This window comes from Streptomyces sp. NPDC050548, assembly GCF_044457385.1.
In the GTDB taxonomy this organism is placed as follows: domain Bacteria; phylum Actinomycetota; class Actinomycetes; order Streptomycetales; family Streptomycetaceae; genus Streptomyces.
In genome coordinates this window covers 93,272-108,662 of record NZ_JBITGV010000012.1, presented here as the reverse complement: position 1 = coordinate 108,662, position 15,391 = coordinate 93,272, and the positions used below count along the sequence as shown (strand labels likewise).

Annotated in this window: 16 protein-coding genes; 11 read left to right on the top strand and 5 right to left on the bottom strand. The window is 70.4% G+C overall.

Going from position 1 to position 15,391, the window contains the following annotated elements:
* Nucleotides 1-8 precede the first annotated feature (8 nt).
* The 3 genes from ACIBJH_RS30035 to ACIBJH_RS30025 are packed head-to-tail and all read left to right on the top strand — an operon-like array spanning nt 9 to nt 2,531.
* On the top strand, nt 9-1,352 hold the full coding sequence (locus tag ACIBJH_RS30035) for a M1 family metallopeptidase (protein ID WP_399120008.1): 1,344 nt from the start codon (nt 9-11) through the stop codon (nt 1,350-1,352).
* A 50-nt stretch (nt 1,353-1,402) separates the two neighbouring features.
* Nucleotides 1,403-2,134, top strand: a complete 732-nt coding sequence (locus tag ACIBJH_RS30030; RefSeq protein ID WP_399120006.1) for a hypothetical protein — start codon at nt 1,403-1,405, stop codon at nt 2,132-2,134.
* 19 nt (nt 2,135-2,153) lie between these two features.
* Nucleotides 2,154-2,531 (top strand): YchJ family protein, encoded by a 378-nt coding sequence (locus tag ACIBJH_RS30025; RefSeq protein WP_399120005.1) that lies wholly within the window; start codon nt 2,154-2,156, stop codon nt 2,529-2,531.
* Between the two features lie 5 nt (nt 2,532-2,536).
* Here ACIBJH_RS30025 and ACIBJH_RS30020 read toward each other — a convergent pair whose 3' ends face one another.
* Nucleotides 2,537-3,238 (bottom strand): FadR/GntR family transcriptional regulator, encoded by a 702-nt coding sequence (locus ACIBJH_RS30020; protein ID WP_093624811.1) that lies wholly within the window; start codon nt 3,236-3,238, stop codon nt 2,537-2,539.
* A gap of 130 nt (nt 3,239-3,368) precedes the next feature.
* On the opposite strand from ACIBJH_RS30020, the gene ACIBJH_RS30015 reads away from it, so the two are divergent.
* From ACIBJH_RS30015 to ACIBJH_RS29990, 6 genes are all read left to right on the top strand, one after another.
* The gene (locus tag ACIBJH_RS30015; RefSeq protein WP_399120004.1) at nt 3,369-3,887 is read left to right on the top strand and encodes a gluconokinase; all 519 of its coding nucleotides are present in this window, start codon (nt 3,369-3,371) and stop codon (nt 3,885-3,887) included.
* A 42-nt stretch (nt 3,888-3,929) separates the two neighbouring features.
* On the top strand, nt 3,930-5,327 hold the full coding sequence (locus ACIBJH_RS30010; protein WP_399120003.1) for a gluconate:H+ symporter: 1,398 nt from the start codon (nt 3,930-3,932) through the stop codon (nt 5,325-5,327).
* A gap of 10 nt (nt 5,328-5,337) precedes the next feature.
* On the top strand, nt 5,338-6,096 hold the full coding sequence (locus tag ACIBJH_RS30005; RefSeq protein WP_399120002.1) for an SDR family oxidoreductase: 759 nt from the start codon (nt 5,338-5,340) through the stop codon (nt 6,094-6,096).
* Between the two features lie 18 nt (nt 6,097-6,114).
* Nucleotides 6,115-7,140 carry an L-idonate 5-dehydrogenase gene (locus ACIBJH_RS30000; RefSeq protein ID WP_399120001.1) on the top strand — a complete coding sequence of 342 codons (1,026 nt, stop codon included), beginning with the start codon at nt 6,115-6,117 and terminating at the stop codon, nt 7,138-7,140.
* Between the two features lie 494 nt (nt 7,141-7,634).
* A complete protein-coding gene (locus ACIBJH_RS29995; RefSeq protein ID WP_399120000.1) occupies nt 7,635-8,576 on the top strand; it encodes a hypothetical protein in 942 nt (313 codons plus the stop codon).
* 224 nt (nt 8,577-8,800) lie between these two features.
* Nucleotides 8,801-9,556 (top strand): hypothetical protein, encoded by a 756-nt coding sequence (locus tag ACIBJH_RS29990; RefSeq protein WP_399119999.1) that lies wholly within the window; start codon nt 8,801-8,803, stop codon nt 9,554-9,556.
* A gap of 6 nt (nt 9,557-9,562) precedes the next feature.
* Here the strand turns inward: ACIBJH_RS29990 and ACIBJH_RS29985 are convergent, their stop codons facing one another.
* The 4 genes from ACIBJH_RS29985 to ACIBJH_RS29970 form a co-directional block, all read right to left on the bottom strand.
* Nucleotides 9,563-10,198 carry a cytochrome b/b6 domain-containing protein gene (locus ACIBJH_RS29985; protein WP_399119998.1) on the bottom strand — a complete coding sequence of 212 codons (636 nt, stop codon included), beginning with the start codon at nt 10,196-10,198 and terminating at the stop codon, nt 9,563-9,565.
* A complete protein-coding gene (locus ACIBJH_RS29980; protein WP_399119997.1) occupies nt 10,182-10,937 on the bottom strand; it encodes a molybdopterin-dependent oxidoreductase in 756 nt (251 codons plus the stop codon). Before ACIBJH_RS29980 ends, ACIBJH_RS29985 begins: the two co-directional genes overlap by 17 nt.
* Before the next feature lie 113 nt (nt 10,938-11,050).
* Entirely contained in the window at nt 11,051-12,598 is a 1,548-nt protein-coding gene (locus tag ACIBJH_RS29975; protein WP_399119996.1) for an APC family permease, read from the bottom strand.
* A gap of 35 nt (nt 12,599-12,633) precedes the next feature.
* Complete coding sequence (locus ACIBJH_RS29970) at nt 12,634-13,584, bottom strand: hypothetical protein (protein WP_399119995.1); 951 nt, start codon at nt 13,582-13,584, stop codon at nt 12,634-12,636.
* A 353-nt stretch (nt 13,585-13,937) separates the two neighbouring features.
* Between ACIBJH_RS29970 and ACIBJH_RS29965 the strand changes: the two genes are divergently transcribed.
* Nucleotides 13,938-14,831, top strand: a complete 894-nt coding sequence (locus tag ACIBJH_RS29965; RefSeq protein ID WP_399119994.1) for a DMT family transporter — start codon at nt 13,938-13,940, stop codon at nt 14,829-14,831.
* Between the two features lie 29 nt (nt 14,832-14,860).
* Nucleotides 14,861-15,382 carry an NUDIX hydrolase gene (locus tag ACIBJH_RS29960; RefSeq protein ID WP_399119993.1) on the top strand — a complete coding sequence of 174 codons (522 nt, stop codon included), beginning with the start codon at nt 14,861-14,863 and terminating at the stop codon, nt 15,380-15,382.
* Nucleotides 15,383-15,391: the final 9 nt, after the last annotated feature.

Genomic DNA, 15,391 nt, shown 5'->3' with positions numbered 1-15,391 from the left:
ACGCAGCAGTGACCGTTCAGCAGGCGGCAGGTCCGGACCCCTACTTCCCGGCAAACGGCGATGCCCGCTACCGGGTGCACCGCTATGAACTCGCGCTGGACTACCGCCCCGGGCCGAACCGTCTCTCCGGCACGGCGCGTATCAACGCGATAGCGGGCCGTGCTCCGCTGCCCGAATTCCAGCTGAACCTGGGCGACTTCAAGATCGGCCGGGTCCGGGTGGACGGCCGCCAGCCGCACTACACGCACCGCGGCGGCCGACTCCGCATCCGGCCCGCGAAGCCGTTGCGGGCCGGGGCCGCGTTCACCGTCGAGGTGCACTGGTCGGGCAACCCCAAGCCGGTCGCCAGCCCCTGGGGCGGACTCGGCTGGGAGGAACTGACGGACGGCGCGCTGGTGGCGAGCCAGCCGATCGGGGCGCCGTCCTGGTACCCGTGCAACGACCGCCCCGCGGACAAGGCGTCGTACCAGATCTCGATCACGACACCGTCCGCATACGCGGTGGTGGCGGGCGGCAGACTCCTCACGCGCACGACGAAGGCCTCGACCACGACGTGGGTGTACGAGCAATCGGCGCCGACGTCGAGTTATCTGGTCGGCCTGTCGATCGGCAAGTACCAGACGGTGCTGCTGGGCGACCCGGGCCTGGGCGGAGTCCCGCAGCACGGACACATCCCGTCGGACCTGCTCCCGGAATTCTCAAGGGACTTCGCACGCCAGCCCGCGATGATGGAACTCTTCCAGGAGCTGTTCGGCCCGTACCCCTTCGACGAGTACGCGGTCGTGGTGACCGAGGAAGAACTCGATGTCCCCGTCGAGGCACAGGGGTTGTCGCTCTTCGGCGCCAACCACGTTGACGGGGCCCGGGGTTCGGAACGACTGATCGCGCACGAACTGGCCCACCAGTGGTTCGGCAACAGCGTCTCGATCGCCGACTGGCGGCACATCTGGCTCAACGAGGGCCTCGCCAAGTACGCGGAATGGCTGTGGTCCGAGCGCTCGGGCGGCCGTACGGCCCACCAACACGCCGCCGCCGCACACCGGTTGCTCTCGACTCTCTCCCAGGACCTGCGCCTCGCCGACCCCGGCCGCAAGTCCATGTTCGACGACCGCCTCTACGAACGCGGCGGCGTCACCGTCCACGCGGTGCGCTGCGCCCTGGGCGACATCGCGTTCTTCCGCATGCTGCGGAGCTGGGCGAGCGTCCACCGCAACGGCACGGTGACGACAGCTACGTTCACGTCGCACGCGTCCCGGTTCACCTCGGAGCCGTTGGACCAGCTCTTCGAGGCGTGGGTGTACGGGACCAGGTTGCCGCCGATGCCTTCGGCTGAGACGGGGATCGCGGTCTGAGTCGTCGGCTCCGTTGCGGGGGTCGAGCTGACGGAGTATCAAGTGGCTTCATGGCAGCCGCGTGGAGCCGAGGAATCGCGGAGACGGGTGAGTGGCTGGAGGTCTACGGGGAGACCGAGCCGCGGTCCGTTCCGCTGGAGCAGATGTTCGCCACGGGATCGGACACCACACGCCCTTTCACCGGGTATCTCTATGTCTGGTCGCTCGGGTACACGGGGGACGAGGCACCGTCCGTGAAGGTCACGCTGCTGTTCCCGGCCGCGAGCGGTTGGCGGGTGAAGGACGTCCAGGCCGTCGTGTACCACCTGCCGCCGGTGGCGGACGAACGGGCGTGGCGGACCACACTGGCCAGGGACCTACGGACGGCCGGCCCCGTCCTGGAGGCCGCCGGCAAGCTCACGGCCGAGCTGGCCGGCTTCCCCGAGATCAACGCGATGACGTCCGCCGCGGCCCATCTGCGGGCGCGCAGCGCGCCGCAGATGCGGGACGAGGAGTGGTTCGTCAAAAGAGTGCACGGCAGCCCCGGCGGGACCCTGCACCAAGGAGTCGAGTGGACGCTCCCGGCGAACTTCGTGCAGCAGATCGGGACCCGGGTCACCGGCGCGCTCCTCGTGGAGTTCATCGGCGCGGCACCCGCGTACGAGGACACTGACCCTCCTGGCGGCAAGCCGCTGCCACTGCTGGCCTGCGCGTCTCTCACCCGCGACAAGGAGACGCGGCTGCCCCAGGACGACTACGTCCGGCTGCCTCTCAGCGTCACCCCCGAGCGCCCGCGAACATAGCCCCGGCACAATGGTCCCCATGCCCCGACCCACCCCCTGCCCCTGCGGCCTCCCCACCCCCTACGACAACTGCTGCGGCCGCTACCACTCAGGCACCGCCGCCCCCACCGCCGAGGCGTTGATGCGCTCCCGCTACAGCGCCTTCGTGCGGCTCGACGCGCCGTATCTGCTGCGCACCTGGCACCCCCGGACACGCCCCGCCGAGCCGCTCGACCTCGACCCGGGGATGCGGTGGACCGGGCTGGAGATCCTGGAGACGGGTGGCGGATCGGCGTTCCACCAGGCGGGGACCGTGACGTTCCGGGCGTCCTACAAGGGCGGCGCGATCCATGAGCGGAGCCGGTTCGAGCGGGTCGACGGGGCGTGGGTGTATCTCGACGGGGAGTTCCTGGACTAGGTCAACTACGGGGCCAGGATGTCCAGTTCCTGGAGTGCGCCGATCGTGATCTCGCGGGTCAGGGTCTCCGCGCGGACCGCGTCGCCCTCGCGGACCGCCTCCGCGACCTGGACGTGGAGGGTGACGGCGGCCGGGTCGGGGTCCTCGAACATGACCTCGTGGTGGGTGCGGCCGGCGAGGACCTCGGTGACGACGTCGCCGAGGCGGGCGAACATCTCGTTGCCGGAGGCGGCCAGGATCACCCGGTGGAAGGCCACGTCGTGGACGAGGTAGGCCTCCAGTTTGTGGCCGCGTGAGTTGGCGACCATGCCGATCGCGCACTCGGTGAGTTCCGCGCACTGCTCCGCCGTCGCGAACTTCGCCGCCAGGCCCGCCGCGATCGGCTCGACCGCGGAGCGCAGCACCGTGAGTGAGCGCAGTTGCTGCGGTCGGTCCGCGCCGGCCAGGCGCCAGCGGATGACCTGTGGGTCGTAGACGTTCCACTCGGCCTTGGGGCGGACGGTGACGCCCACTCGGCGGCGGGACTCGACCAGGTGCATGGATTCGAGGACGCGGACCGCCTCGCGCATCACGGACCGCGACACCTCGAAGTCCTTGGCCAGCTCGTCCGTGCGCAGGACGCTGCCCGGTGGGTACTCGCCTGCGGTGATCGCGGGGCCGAGGGAGTCGAGTACGCGGCCGTGCAGGCCGCGGCCCGGAGTGGTCATGCACTCAGCGTACGGGGCACATCACGGAACCAAAAAGTCAGACTTATATGTCACAGACTCTTGAATTCGTCGTACCTAATCGGTTTCAGTGGGTTCGACATCAGGTGTCGACGGAGACAGTGAGGCAGCGATGCGTACCCCCCATGTCGTCGTGGTGATGGGCGTAGCGGGCACTGGGAAGACCACCATCGGTCCCCTGCTCGCGGCCCGGCTCGGCGTTCCGTACGCCGAGGGCGACGACTTCCACCCGCAGGCCAACATCGCCAAGATGTCGGCCGGGCACGCGCTGACGGACGAGGACCGGTGGCCGTGGCTGGACGCCATCGGCTCCTGGGCGCACGGGCGCGCGGGGCTCGGCGGGGTGGTCAGCAGCTCGGCGCTGAAGCGGTCGTACCGCGATCGCTTGCGGGCCGCCGCTCCTAGGGTCGTCTTCGTGCATCTCACCGGCGACCGCGCGCTCATCGAAGACCGGATGGCCCACCGGCACGGGCACTTCATGCCGACCGCGCTGCTCGACTCGCAGTTCGCCACGCTTCAGCCGCTTGAGCCGGACGAGGCCGGTGTCGCCGTGGACGTCAGCGGCAGCCCGGAGCAGATCGCCGAGCGGGCGATGACCGCGCTCGAACAGGTCCCCGAGCCGACCTCCTAGCACTACCTGTTACCCCTCCCCCGTATCCGCAAGGAATCCACCGTGACCAGACTCAGCGTCGAGATGCTGGCAGCGGACCCCGTCGAGCCCATCACCTCGGCCGGCCACGCGCAGCTGGGCATCGCCGTACTGGCGGGCATCGCCGTCATCGTCCTGCTCATCACCAAGTTCAAGATGCACGCCTTCCTGGCGCTGACCATCGGCTCGCTCGCGCTCGGCGCGTTCGCCGGGGCACCGCTGGACAAGGCCATCACCAGCTTCACCACCGGACTCGGCTCGACGGTCGCCGGTGTGGGTGTGCTGATCGCCCTCGGTGCGATCCTCGGCAAGCTGCTCGCCGACTCCGGTGGCGCGGACCAGATCGTCGACACGATCCTCGCGAAGGCGAGCCCCCGGTCGATGCCGTGGGCGATGGTCCTGATCGCCTCCGTGATCGGGCTGCCGCTGTTCTTCGAGGTCGGCATCGTGCTGCTGATCCCGGTCGTGCTGATGGTCGCCAAGCGCGGCAACTACTCGCTGATGCGGATCGGCATCCCGGCCCTGGCCGGTCTGTCCGTGATGCACGGGCTCATACCGCCGCACCCCGGGCCGCTGGTCGCCGTCGACGCCGTCAAGGCCAACCTCGGTCTGACCCTCGCGCTCGGCGTGCTGGTCGCGATCCCGACCGTGATCATCGCCGGGCCGCTGTTCTCCAAGGTCGCCGCCCGCTGGGTGGACGTCCAGGCACCCGACCGCATGCTCCCGCAGCGCCCCTCCGAGGACCTGGAGAACCGTCCCGGCTTCGGCGCGACCCTCGCCACGATCCTGCTGCCGGTCGTGCTGATGCTCTCCAAGGCGCTGGTCGACATCATCGTGGACGACTCCACGCACACCGTGCAGCGCGTCTTCGACGTCATCGGCTCGCCGCTGATCGCGCTCCTCGCGGCCGTGATCGTCGGGATGTTCACGCTGGGCCGCCCGGCCGGCTTCACCAAGGAACGGCTGTCCTCGACCGTCGAGAAGGGGCTGATGCCGATCGCGGGCATCCTGCTCATCGTCGGCGCGGGCGGCGGCTTCAAGCAGACGCTGATCGACTCCGGCGTCGGCCAGATGATCCTGGACATCTCCAAGGACTGGTCGATCCCGGCACTGCTGCTCGCCTGGCTGATCGCGGTGGCGATCCGGCTGGCGACCGGTTCGGCGACGGTCGCCACCATCTCGGCGGCCGGTCTGGTCGCCCCGCTGGCCGCCGACATGTCGTCGACCCACACCGCCCTCCTCGTGCTGGCGATCGGCGCGGGCTCGGTCTTCTTCAGCCATGTCAACGACGCCGGATTCTGGCTGGTGAAGGAGTACTTCGGCCTGAGCGTCGGCCAGACCCTCAAGACCTGGTCCGTCATGGAGACGATCATCTCGGTGGTCGCCGGCGGACTGGTCCTCCTCCTCTCACTCGTGATCTAGGGGTACGGGAATGAGTCACCCTCTCTTCGACATCAGTGGCCGTACGGCCCTGGTCACCGGCTCCAGCCGGGGCATCGGACTCGCCCTCGCGCAGGGCCTGTCGGAGGCCGGCTGCACGGTCGTCCTGAACGGACGGGACGGCGAACGGCTCGCCAAGGCCGCCGCCGAACTGCCCGGCGATGTCCACACGGCCGTCTTCGACGTGACCGACGGTCCGTCAGTGGCCGCCGGGATCAAGGACATCGAAGACCGGGTCGGGCCGCTGGACATCCTGGTCAACAACGCGGGCATGCAACTGCGCGCCCCGCTCCTGGAGTTCACCGACTCCGACTGGCACCGCATCATCGACACCAACCTCACCAGCGCGTTCCTGGTCGGCCGTGAGACGGCCCGGCGGATGACGGAACGCGGCCACGGGAAGATCATCAACATCTGCTCGCTGCAGAGCGAGGTGGTACGCCCAGGCATCGCGCCCTACGCGGCCACCAAGGGCGCGCTGAAGATGCTCACCAAGGGCATGTGCGCGGACTGGGGCCCGTCCGGCGTCCAGGTCAACGGCCTGGGCCCCGGCTACATCGAGACGGAACTGACCCAACCCCTCGTCCAGGACGAGGAGTTCAGCGCCTGGGTGCGCAAGCGGACCCCGGCCGGCCGCTGGGGCACCACGGACGACCTGGTCGGCGGAGTGCTGTTCCTGGCGTCGCCCGCCGCGGACTTCGTGAGCGGACAGGTGCTGTACGTCGACGGCGGCATGACGAGCGTGCTGTAGAGAACGGGAGTCCAGAACATGCTGGGTTGTGTGATTCACGGTCAGGAAGATCTGCGCGTCGAGGAGTTGACGGTCCCCGAGCCCGGCCCCGGCCAGGCCCTGGTCGCCGTCCGCTACGGCGGAGTATGCGGCTCCGACCTCCACTACTGGCGCCACGGCGGCGTCGGCGACTTCCGCCTCAAGGAACCGATGCTGCTCGGGCACGAGGTGGTCGGCACGGTCCTGTCCTACGGCCCCGGAGGCTCAGGTCCCGCTGTCGGTACGGCAGTTGCGGTGCACCCGGCCACTCCGTGCGGGGTCTGCCCCGAGTGCGCGGACGGTCGACGCAACGTCTGCCGCGACACCGCGTATCTGGGCAGCGCGGCCCGCTTCCCGCACGTACAGGGCGGCTTCGCGGCCCAAGTCACCGTCCCCGCGGAGCAGTTGAGGCCGGTACCGGCAGGCCTGGAGCTGCGCCGGGCCGCCCTCGCCGAACCGCTCTCCGTCGCCCTGCACGCCGTACGCCGGGCCGGGGACGTGACCGGACGCCGTGTGCTGGTCACCGGCGCGGGCCCGATCGGCTGTCTGGTCGTCGCGGCGGCGAAGGCGGCCGGAGCGGCACACGTCACGGTCACCGATCTCCTTCCGGCGGCGCTGAGTTACGCCACCGCGGCCGGTGCCGACGCCGTCGTACGGGCCGATGATCCGGACGACTCCGGGTGGCCGTCGGAGGTCGACGCGGCCATCGAGGCGTCCGGGGTGGCAGCCGGACTCGACACCTGTCTGCGGCTGGTGCGGCGGGGCGGGGTGGTCGTGCAGCTCGGGATGCTGCCGCCGGGGCAGAGTCCCTTCGCGGGGAATCTGGTCGTCAGCCGGGAGATCGAACTGCGGGGCGCGTTCCGCTTCGACACGGAGTTCGACGACGCGCTCCAACTCCTCGCCGTGGAGCCCGCGTTCGACGCGCTCGTCAGCGCGGTGGTGCCGGTCCGGGACGCCGAGTCGGCGTTCGCGCTGGCGGCGGACCGCAGCCGGTCCTGCAAGGTGCTGCTGGACTTCGAGAGTTGAGCCGGGCTCGCGCCGACCGACTCGTCTCCTGATCTGTCTCCCGAGCATCGATTCACCCCTGCTCTCGCATCTTGGGCGAATCGCCTTCCCGGGCGGACCGGGCCGTCCCATCATGAGGAGACCCACTGGGGCCCGCGCGCGGCCACCGGCCCGGCGAGGCAAGCCCGGGGGCGACCGCAACGGGGGGCGTCATGGGGGTTTCGCTCGGCGTGCGCATATCGGCGCTGTGTTTCGCGGGGGCGTTGGCCATCGGGACCGCGGCCGCGTGCGGCGGTGGCGACGGGAACACCGCGAGCAAGTCGTCCGAAGGTGGGAGCGGCGGTGGCACGAGCGCCGCCGGCGGGACCGCGAACGGAGGTCAGGACGGGAACGGGACCGGGGACACGGGCGGCTCGGGCGGCACCGGCAGTACAGGTAGCACCGGTGGTACGGGTGGCACCGGCAGTACAGGTAGCACCGGCGGTACGGGTGGCACCGGCAGTACAGGTGGCGGCATGCCCACCTGGAAGCCGCCCGACGGGAACGGTGGCAGTGGATCGAGCGGCTCGGGAAGTACCGGTGGGTCCAGTGGCTCGGGCGGGTCCAACGGGACCGGCGGTTCGGGCAGTTCGAGCGGATCCGGCAATACAGGCGGCGGTGGCGGAGGCGGAGGCGGCATAGAGGGCCCCGCCTGGTTACCGCCCGGGCCGCACTCGCCCAACACCGACACGACGATCGACCCCGAGGTCGTCTACGACCTGCTCGGCGAGAAGCCCGCGAGTTGCGCGGACACCGCCCAGCAGATCCCGGCCGGTCTCGACGGCAACAACGACAACTGGCGGGTGCTCCGCGGACTCGCCGAGGCGTGCAAGGCCGTGCAGGGGCAGGGCGGCGACTGGAATCTCGCGGCCTCGGACTATGCCGCGCTCCAGGGCGGGTTGAAGGGCTGCAAGAGCGGCGCCGCCTACCGCGCGCTCGGTGGAATCCTGCGGTTCCACGGGCAACACCCGTCCACCACCGTGAAGTTGAAGGCTTCCGCGGCAGGCGGCGGTGGAGCGGTCTGCCGCTTCCGGATCGATTCCGTAAAGGCGGGTGCCCACGGCGCGGCCAAGCCGGGCGACACGATCACCGTCACGGTCGGCGGCATCTACTTCGACAAGGCGGAACTTCTCGGTGGCGCGAGCACGATGACCATCGCCGGCGTCCCGGCCGAACTCCCCGGGGACGACCCCAACCCCAAGGCCGAACCACCCGACCAGGAGACCTTCGAGGTCGTCGTCCCCGATCCGGGACCGGGAGGCTACGGACAGAAGGTCACCGTGAGCCTCACCCACAACGGGGGAACGCCGGTGACCCTGAAGAACGCCTTCACCCTCGTCGCCCCCGGCTCCCCCGACAACTCGCCGGTCACCTCCCCGGGGACGTCCCCCTCGACCGGCGCCGCCCACTCCCGGTGAACGCCCCCACACCAGAACCACCGGACCCGCCCGACCCGCCGAGCCCACCCAGCCCCCCGGACCTACCAGAGCCACCCGACCCACCGAGCCCACCGGACCCACCACAGCCACCCGATCCACCAAGCCCATCGCCCCCACCCCCCGAACCACCCCCCACCCCCGGCCCCCCGAAATGGGTCGAGTTCCTCGGCACCGTCGGCTCGCTGCTCTCCCTCCTCACCGCGGTGCTGTTCTACTTCGGCTGGGCCAGCACGGACGCCGAGACGCGGGCCCTCGGACTGCGGGACACGCTCTTCCGGTTCTCCACCGCCGACTACCTGCTGCGCAGCGTGGACGCGCTCTACTTCCCCGTGCTCGTGGCGGCGGCCGTGTGGATGGCGGCAGCGGCCCTGCACCACCGGGAGGAGCGCGACCCGGAGCGCACCGCGCGGGTGCTGCGCGTCCTGCGGTACGCCTGGCTGCCGTCGCTTCCGCTGCTCGCCCTCTACTACGTCGCCCCGGGTGCGCTGAATCTCGTCATCCCGTTGGCGCTCCTCGCTGGCGTCCTGCTGAGCGCGTACGCGTACACGCGGCCCGCCGACCGGCGCAGGGCGGCGCGTATCTGGGTGCCGACCCTGCTGGTCGCCGTCGTCTCACTGTTCTGGGCGGTGTCCGCGTACGCGGAGATCGTCGGCCGGGGCCGCGCCGCCGAGACGACCGCCACGGTCGCGGACGGGTTCCCGGCCGTCGTCGTGTTCAGCAAGCAGGACCTGCTGATCCGGGGCGGCGGCAGCTGTGTCTCGGCGGTCGCGGAGAAGGGCAGCCCCTACCACTTCCGGTATGCCGGGCTGCGGCTGTTCCACGTCTCGGGCGACCGCCTGTTCCTCGTACCGCGGTACTGGGCCCCCTGGGACGGCACCCTCTATGTGCTGCGGGACGGGGACCCAGGGCTGCGCGTCGAATACGTCAGCGGGCGCGCCTACCGGGCCAAGGAATGCTGACCGCGCTCACGGCTTCCACAGCGGGTGCTCCCGCTTCGCCCAGTCCCTGCTCACCTTCCCCGTACGCAACCCCGCCCGCGCCTCCGGGTCGCCGAGCGCCATGCCGATGTGGCCGCCGAGCACGATGCCGATCGTGAGGGCGAGCCAGTCGTGGACGAAGGTCGCGCTGGTGCGCCACATGATCGGGGTGAGGTGGGTGAACCACATCATCAGGCCCGTGCCGAGCATCACCAGGCTCGCGCCGGCGATCCAGTTGGCGTAGATCTTCTGGCCGGCGTTGAACTTGTCGGCCGGGCGGGCCGAGCGGCGTTTGTCGCGCATCAGGGCGCCGCGCAGCCAGACCCGGTCGTGCGGGCCGAAGCGGTTGAGGAAGCCGAGGTTGACGCGGAAGCCCCGGGAGAACAGGCCGAAGAGGACGGGCACGGGGAGCGCGACCCCGGCCAACTCGTGGATGCGGACGACGAGTTGGCGGCGGCCGACGAGTTCGGCGAACTCCGGGATGTAGAGGCAGGCCGCGGTGGCCACGCAGATGCCCATGAGCGCGGCCGTGGTCCGGTGCACCCAGCGCTCGGTGCGGCCGAAGCGGCGGACGTGTGACGACGGCTCCGTGGCGGGGGCGTGGGCTTCAGCTCGTAGGGTCATCGTCGCGTCCGTTCGACTTGCCGACCCAGGCGTCGACGTCGTAGCCCAGGTCCTCCCAGTAGCCGGGCTTGACGTGCTCGGTGACCGTGATGCCGGAGAGCCACTTCGCGGACTTGTAGAAGTACATGGGGGCGACGTAGAGGCGGACGGGGCCGCCGTGGTCGTGGCCCAGGGGTTTGTCCTGCATGCGCAGCGCGACGAGGATGTCGGAGCGGCGGGCCTGGTCGAGGGTGAGGCTCTCCGTGTAGGCGCCGTCGAAGCAGGTGAAGCGGACCGCCCCGGCCTTGGCGCGCACTCCCGCGGCGTCCAGGAGCCGGGACAGTCGCACCCCCTCGAAGGGGGTGCCGGGGACCCGCCAGCCGGTGACGCACTGGACGTCCTTGACCAGCCGGGTCTGCGGCATCGCGCGCAGGTCGGCCAGGGTGTAGGTGGCCGGCTTGTCGACCAGGCCGTCGACGGTCAGCCGGTAGTTCTGGGCGTTCCTGTTCGGCACGGACGCGGTGACGGAGTAGTAGCGGAAGCCGCCGCCGTTCGGGAGCAGTCCGGTCAGCCCGGTGGGGTCCTTGCCGGAGACGGCGCCGAGGAACCCGTCCATGCCCTTCTGCAGAACGGGCGCGGACACGACACCGAGGGCGCCCAGGCCGAGGGTGCCGAGAAGGACACGGCGGCCGATGGGCCGACCCTGCGCTTCCTTCTCCTCCTCGGACGGCTCGGGCGACTCGGCTGGTTCAGGGTTCACGCACTCATTCGAACACCCGCGACCCCGGCGCGGCCAGGGATCGCGGATGCTCGTCAGACTTCCGTAACCACTTCTTACGTGCTTCTCAGCAACGACAGCCCGCCCACAGGTTCCTACGGCGCCTCCGTGGCCGCCTTGTCCAGCTGGAACGCCTCGTTGCCGAGCCCGATGCGGGCGTGCGCCTCGGGGTTGCGGGAGCGCAGGAACAGCCCCTGGGCCAGGCCGACGAGCAGGGCGAGGCCGACGATGCCGGGCAGGATCCACCTCAGGGACGAGCCGGGGCCCGAGCCGACCAGGACGTCGAAGTCCTTGACGGTGTAGACGGCGATGACGACGAGCGCGATGCCGGACAGCGCGGAGGTGACCAGCCGCCAGGCCTGGGCACCGGCGGAGCCGCGGCGGGCGAAGAAGACGATCACCGAGAGGGAGGCGGCGGCCATCAGCACGATCACGCCGAGAGCGCCGATGTTGCCGAACCAGGTGAACAGGTGCAGGACCGGTTCGGTCGGGTCGCCGGTCGGCTTGTCGTCCGCCACCGCGAAGATGATCACGATCACGGCGGACACCGCGGTCTGCAGCAGCGAGCCGGTGCCGGGGGCGCCGCTGGAGCCGGTCGTACGGCCGAAGGCGGACGGCAGCAGGCCCTCGCGGCCCATGGCGAAGGCGTACCGGGCGACGACGTTGTGGAAGCTGAGCATGGCGGCGAACATGCCGGTGACGAACAGGACATGGAGCACGTCGGTGAAGGTGCCCCCGAGCCGGGACTCGGTCAGATAGAAGAGCAGACCCGCGCTCTGCTTCTGGGAGACCCCGACGACCTGGGAGGGCCCCGTCGCCACAGTGATCGCCCAGCAGCTGAGCGCGAAGAAGACGGCGACGCCGCTGACGGCCAGGAACATCACGCGCGGCACCAGGATGTGCGGGCGGCTGGTCTCCTCTGCGTACACCGGCGCCTGTTCGAAGCCGAGGAAGGCGGCGATGCAGAAGCACAGGGCGGTGCCGACGCCGGCGCCGCTGAGGGTGTCGGGGTTGAAGGCGTGCAGGGACAGGCCTTCCTTGGCCGGATCGGCGACGGCCGCGATGTCGAAGACGACAACGAGCGCGACCTCGACGATCAGCAGCACGCCGAGCACACGCGCGTTGACGTCGATCTTCAGCCAGCCGAGCCCGCCGACGACGGCCACGGCCACCAACGCCGGTATCCACCAGGCCACTTGAAGGTCGGCGTAGGTGGAGAAGAGCCCGGAGACCTCGAAGCCGAAGATGCCGTAGATGCCGACCTGGAGGGCGTTGTACGCGACGAGCGCCACCAGGGCCGCGCCGGCGCCCGCGGTACCGCCGAGGCCGCGGGAGATATAGGCGTAGAAGGCGCCCGCATTGTGGACGTGCCGGCTCATCTCGGCGTATCCGACGCTGAAGAGGACCAGCACAACGCCGAGGAGGACAAAGAGAAGCGGCTGCCCCTCGATGCCCATCACCGCGAATGTGGTGGGCATGACACCCGCGACCACCATGAGGGGCGCGGTCGCCGCGAGTACGGAGAGCAGCAGGCCTCCGGTGCCGAGGCGGTCGGCGCGCAGGGCGCGTTCCTGCCCTCTGAACGTACTGATGCCGCCGCCGTCCGCGGTGGCGCTGCTCGTGCTGGAACTGCCCGTCGTCATGGCGGGAACGTCCTTTCGGGGTCGCTACGGGGGCGTTACGTCGTACCGAGCGCATGGTCGCGCGCGGCACGGAAAGCGGTGAGCGGGTCGCGGTCCGGGTAGGACCAGGGGGCCGGGGTCGGGTGTTCCCCGATGCGGTGGAACAGGGCGGCGGCCTCGGCGCCGCGGCCCTCGTAGTACTTGGCGTGGGCGAGGAAGTTGAGGTCGACCAGACGGCGTGGATGACCCTCGTGCTCCCACTCCAGCCACCAGTCGAAGGCGGCCTTCATCACCTGCCGGGCCCGGCGTCCCGACCAGTGCTCGGAGGCGGCCGGGTCGGCGGGTTCCAGGCCGGCGGCGGCCAGCACGCGGTAACGCTCGGTGTGCGCGACGACCGGCAGGATGGCGAGCGGGGAGTCGGCGGGGGCCTGCTCGGCGGCCCAGTAGGCGAAGTCGTAGACCTCGTGCAGCGGGTCGAGGCCCGCGGCGGCCCGGCGCTCGGCCAGCCTGGCGACCATCAGATGGTGGGCGTGGTGGTGGTCGGCGTGCCGGTGGCGGACCTCGTCGAAGAGCTGGACGACGCCCTCGTCGGTGCCGAGGCTGTGCTCCAGGAGGAGCAGTCCGAGCCAGGGCGTCGGATCGGCGGGCACCCGGGCCGCCGCCGTACGACAGGCGTCGCGAGCGCGGACGGGCTTCTCCTTGCCGGCCAGTACGCGCTGGACGAGGGCGACGGCGAGCAGGACGGAGGCGTCGGCGGACTCGGGCTCGGCGAGCAGCCAGTCACGGGCCCAGGCGGTGGTGTAGGACTCCTGGGCGAGGACGGTGACCCGGTGGGCGCGCAGATCCCACTCGTCGCCCGTCTGGGCGAGCAGACCGCGCACCGCCTGCCAGCGCCCTTGGGCCAACGCGGCTCGCGCGGTGACGAGTTCTCCGTCGTCGAGGGCGGCGTCGAATGCCTGGGCCGCACGTTTGTTACGGCGTCCGAGGGGTGGCGGGGGTGGGGACACCCGGGTATTCCTCACGATCCTCACGCGACGCTGCGGGACATCGGCGTGCCATCGGCCGATCACGCACAGCAAACCCCCAGCCAACACTTCGCGTCAAGTGCCGTACGGCTGTTACTCCTGTCAACTACCTTTTCACAAAAGGCACTTGTGACCACAACCCCTACCCGGGACGGTACGCTCCCAAGCGTTCACGGGTAACCGATGTGTCGTACGCCATGGCGCTCGGGCGCGCGGGGGCGGACCATTGCAGCACGGTCCCGCTTCCGGGAACTTCCAGGGGCACGCCGGACCCCTGGGCGCTACAGTCGCCCCAACGCATCCCGTAGCCCGGCCCAACGATCGAGGTACGCAGCGTGTCGGTTCTGGTTCTGATGCTCTCCGTGAGTGCGGCCTGTTGCCTCGGCTTCGGGTTCGTACTCCAGCAGAACGCGGCCCAGCAGGCACCCCTCAGCGACTTCCTCTCCCCGAGACTGCTCCTCGACCTCATGAAGGTGCCACGCTGGCTCGGTGGCATCGCCCTGATGATCGCGGGCATGGTGCTGGGCGCGATAGCCCTGTCCCAGGGCGAGGTCTCCCTGGTCGAACCGCTCCTCGCCACGAACCTCCTCTTCGCCCTCGCCCTCTCCCGCAAGCAGACGAGACAACCCCTGGGCCGCCAGGGCTGGACGGGCCTGGCACTCCTGGCCGGCGGAGTGACGACGTTCATCGTCGCGGGCGAACCGCGCAGCGGCACAGCGGTGACGGACCCCTTCCGCCACTGGCTGATCATCGGCGCGATGGTGGGCCTGGCCCTCCTCCTCACGGCCTACGCCAAACGCTCCCGCCTCAGCGCGGCCCCGGTCCTCCTGGCCCTGGCCGCAGGCCTCCTCTACGGCGTCCAGGACGCGCTGACCCGGGTCAGCGGCCAGCGCTTCACCGAGGGCGGCCTCGCCGAACTGGTCACCGGCTGGCAGCCGTACGGCGTACTGGCGCTCGGAGTGACGGGCCTGGTCCTCGTACAGAGCGCGTTCGAAACGGCCCCCCTGCGCATGTCCCTCCCCGCCCTCACCGCGGCCCAGCCGCTGGCCGGGATCATCTGCGGTGTGGGCTTCCTGGGCGACCAGCTGCGCACCGACACCGGCGCACTGGCCTGGGAGGCGGTGGGCCTCGCCGGAATCGTCGTAGGCATCCTGCTCCTGGGCATGCACCCCGCGATGCCGAGCGGCACGACAAAACAGCAGCCGACCCTCACCCTCCAGCCCCGCTGACCCCCTCTCCCCTCTGTTTGGATGGGGCCATGAGCGCAGCAGACGAAATCCTGGACATCGTCGACGAACACGACCGCGTGACCGGCCAGTCCCCGCGAGGCGAGGCCTACGCCCAGGGCCTGCGCCACCGCGCGGTCTTCATCCAGACCCGAGACGCCCAGGGCCGCGTCTTCGTCCACCGCCGCACCCCCACCAAACTCGTCTTCCCCTCCCTCTACGACATGTTCGTCGGCGGAGTGGTCGGCGCGGGCGAGTCCTACGACGACGCGGCCCTGCGCGAGGCGGAGGAGGAACTCGGCGTCACCGGCCTCCCCCAACCCGGCTTCCTCTTCAAGTTCCTGTACGACGACGGCGCCGGCCGGACCTGGTGGTCGGCGGTGTACGAGGTGCGCTGCGAACTACCGATCAGCCCCCAGGTCGAAGAGGTCGACTGGCACGCCTTCCTGGAGGAGGGAGAGATCGAACGGCGCCTGAACGACTGGGAATGGGTACCGGACGGCCTGGCGGCCTACGAACGACTCAAGGAGTACCACTCCCAGACGTCCGGATAGGGTCGCTCC

Coding starts and splice junctions, on each gene's coding strand:
- ACIBJH_RS29975 (WP_399119996.1), bottom strand. CDS start 12,598: ATGACGACGGGCAGTTCCAGCACGAGCAGCGCCACCGCGGACGGCGGC.
- ACIBJH_RS30015 (WP_399120004.1), top strand. CDS start 3,369: ATGCGTACCCCCCATGTCGTCGTGGTGATGGGCGTAGCGGGCACTGGG.
- ACIBJH_RS30025 (WP_399120005.1), top strand. CDS start 2,154: ATGCCCCGACCCACCCCCTGCCCCTGCGGCCTCCCCACCCCCTACGAC.
- ACIBJH_RS30005 (WP_399120002.1), top strand. CDS start 5,338: ATGAGTCACCCTCTCTTCGACATCAGTGGCCGTACGGCCCTGGTCACC.
- ACIBJH_RS30030 (WP_399120006.1), top strand. CDS start 1,403: ATGGCAGCCGCGTGGAGCCGAGGAATCGCGGAGACGGGTGAGTGGCTG.
- ACIBJH_RS29995 (WP_399120000.1), top strand. CDS start 7,635: ATGCCCACCTGGAAGCCGCCCGACGGGAACGGTGGCAGTGGATCGAGC.
- ACIBJH_RS30020 (WP_093624811.1), bottom strand. CDS start 3,238: ATGACCACTCCGGGCCGCGGCCTGCACGGCCGCGTACTCGACTCCCTC.
- ACIBJH_RS29985 (WP_399119998.1), bottom strand. CDS start 10,198: ATGACCCTACGAGCTGAAGCCCACGCCCCCGCCACGGAGCCGTCGTCA.
- ACIBJH_RS29960 (WP_399119993.1), top strand. CDS start 14,861: ATGAGCGCAGCAGACGAAATCCTGGACATCGTCGACGAACACGACCGC.
- ACIBJH_RS30000 (WP_399120001.1), top strand. CDS start 6,115: ATGCTGGGTTGTGTGATTCACGGTCAGGAAGATCTGCGCGTCGAGGAG.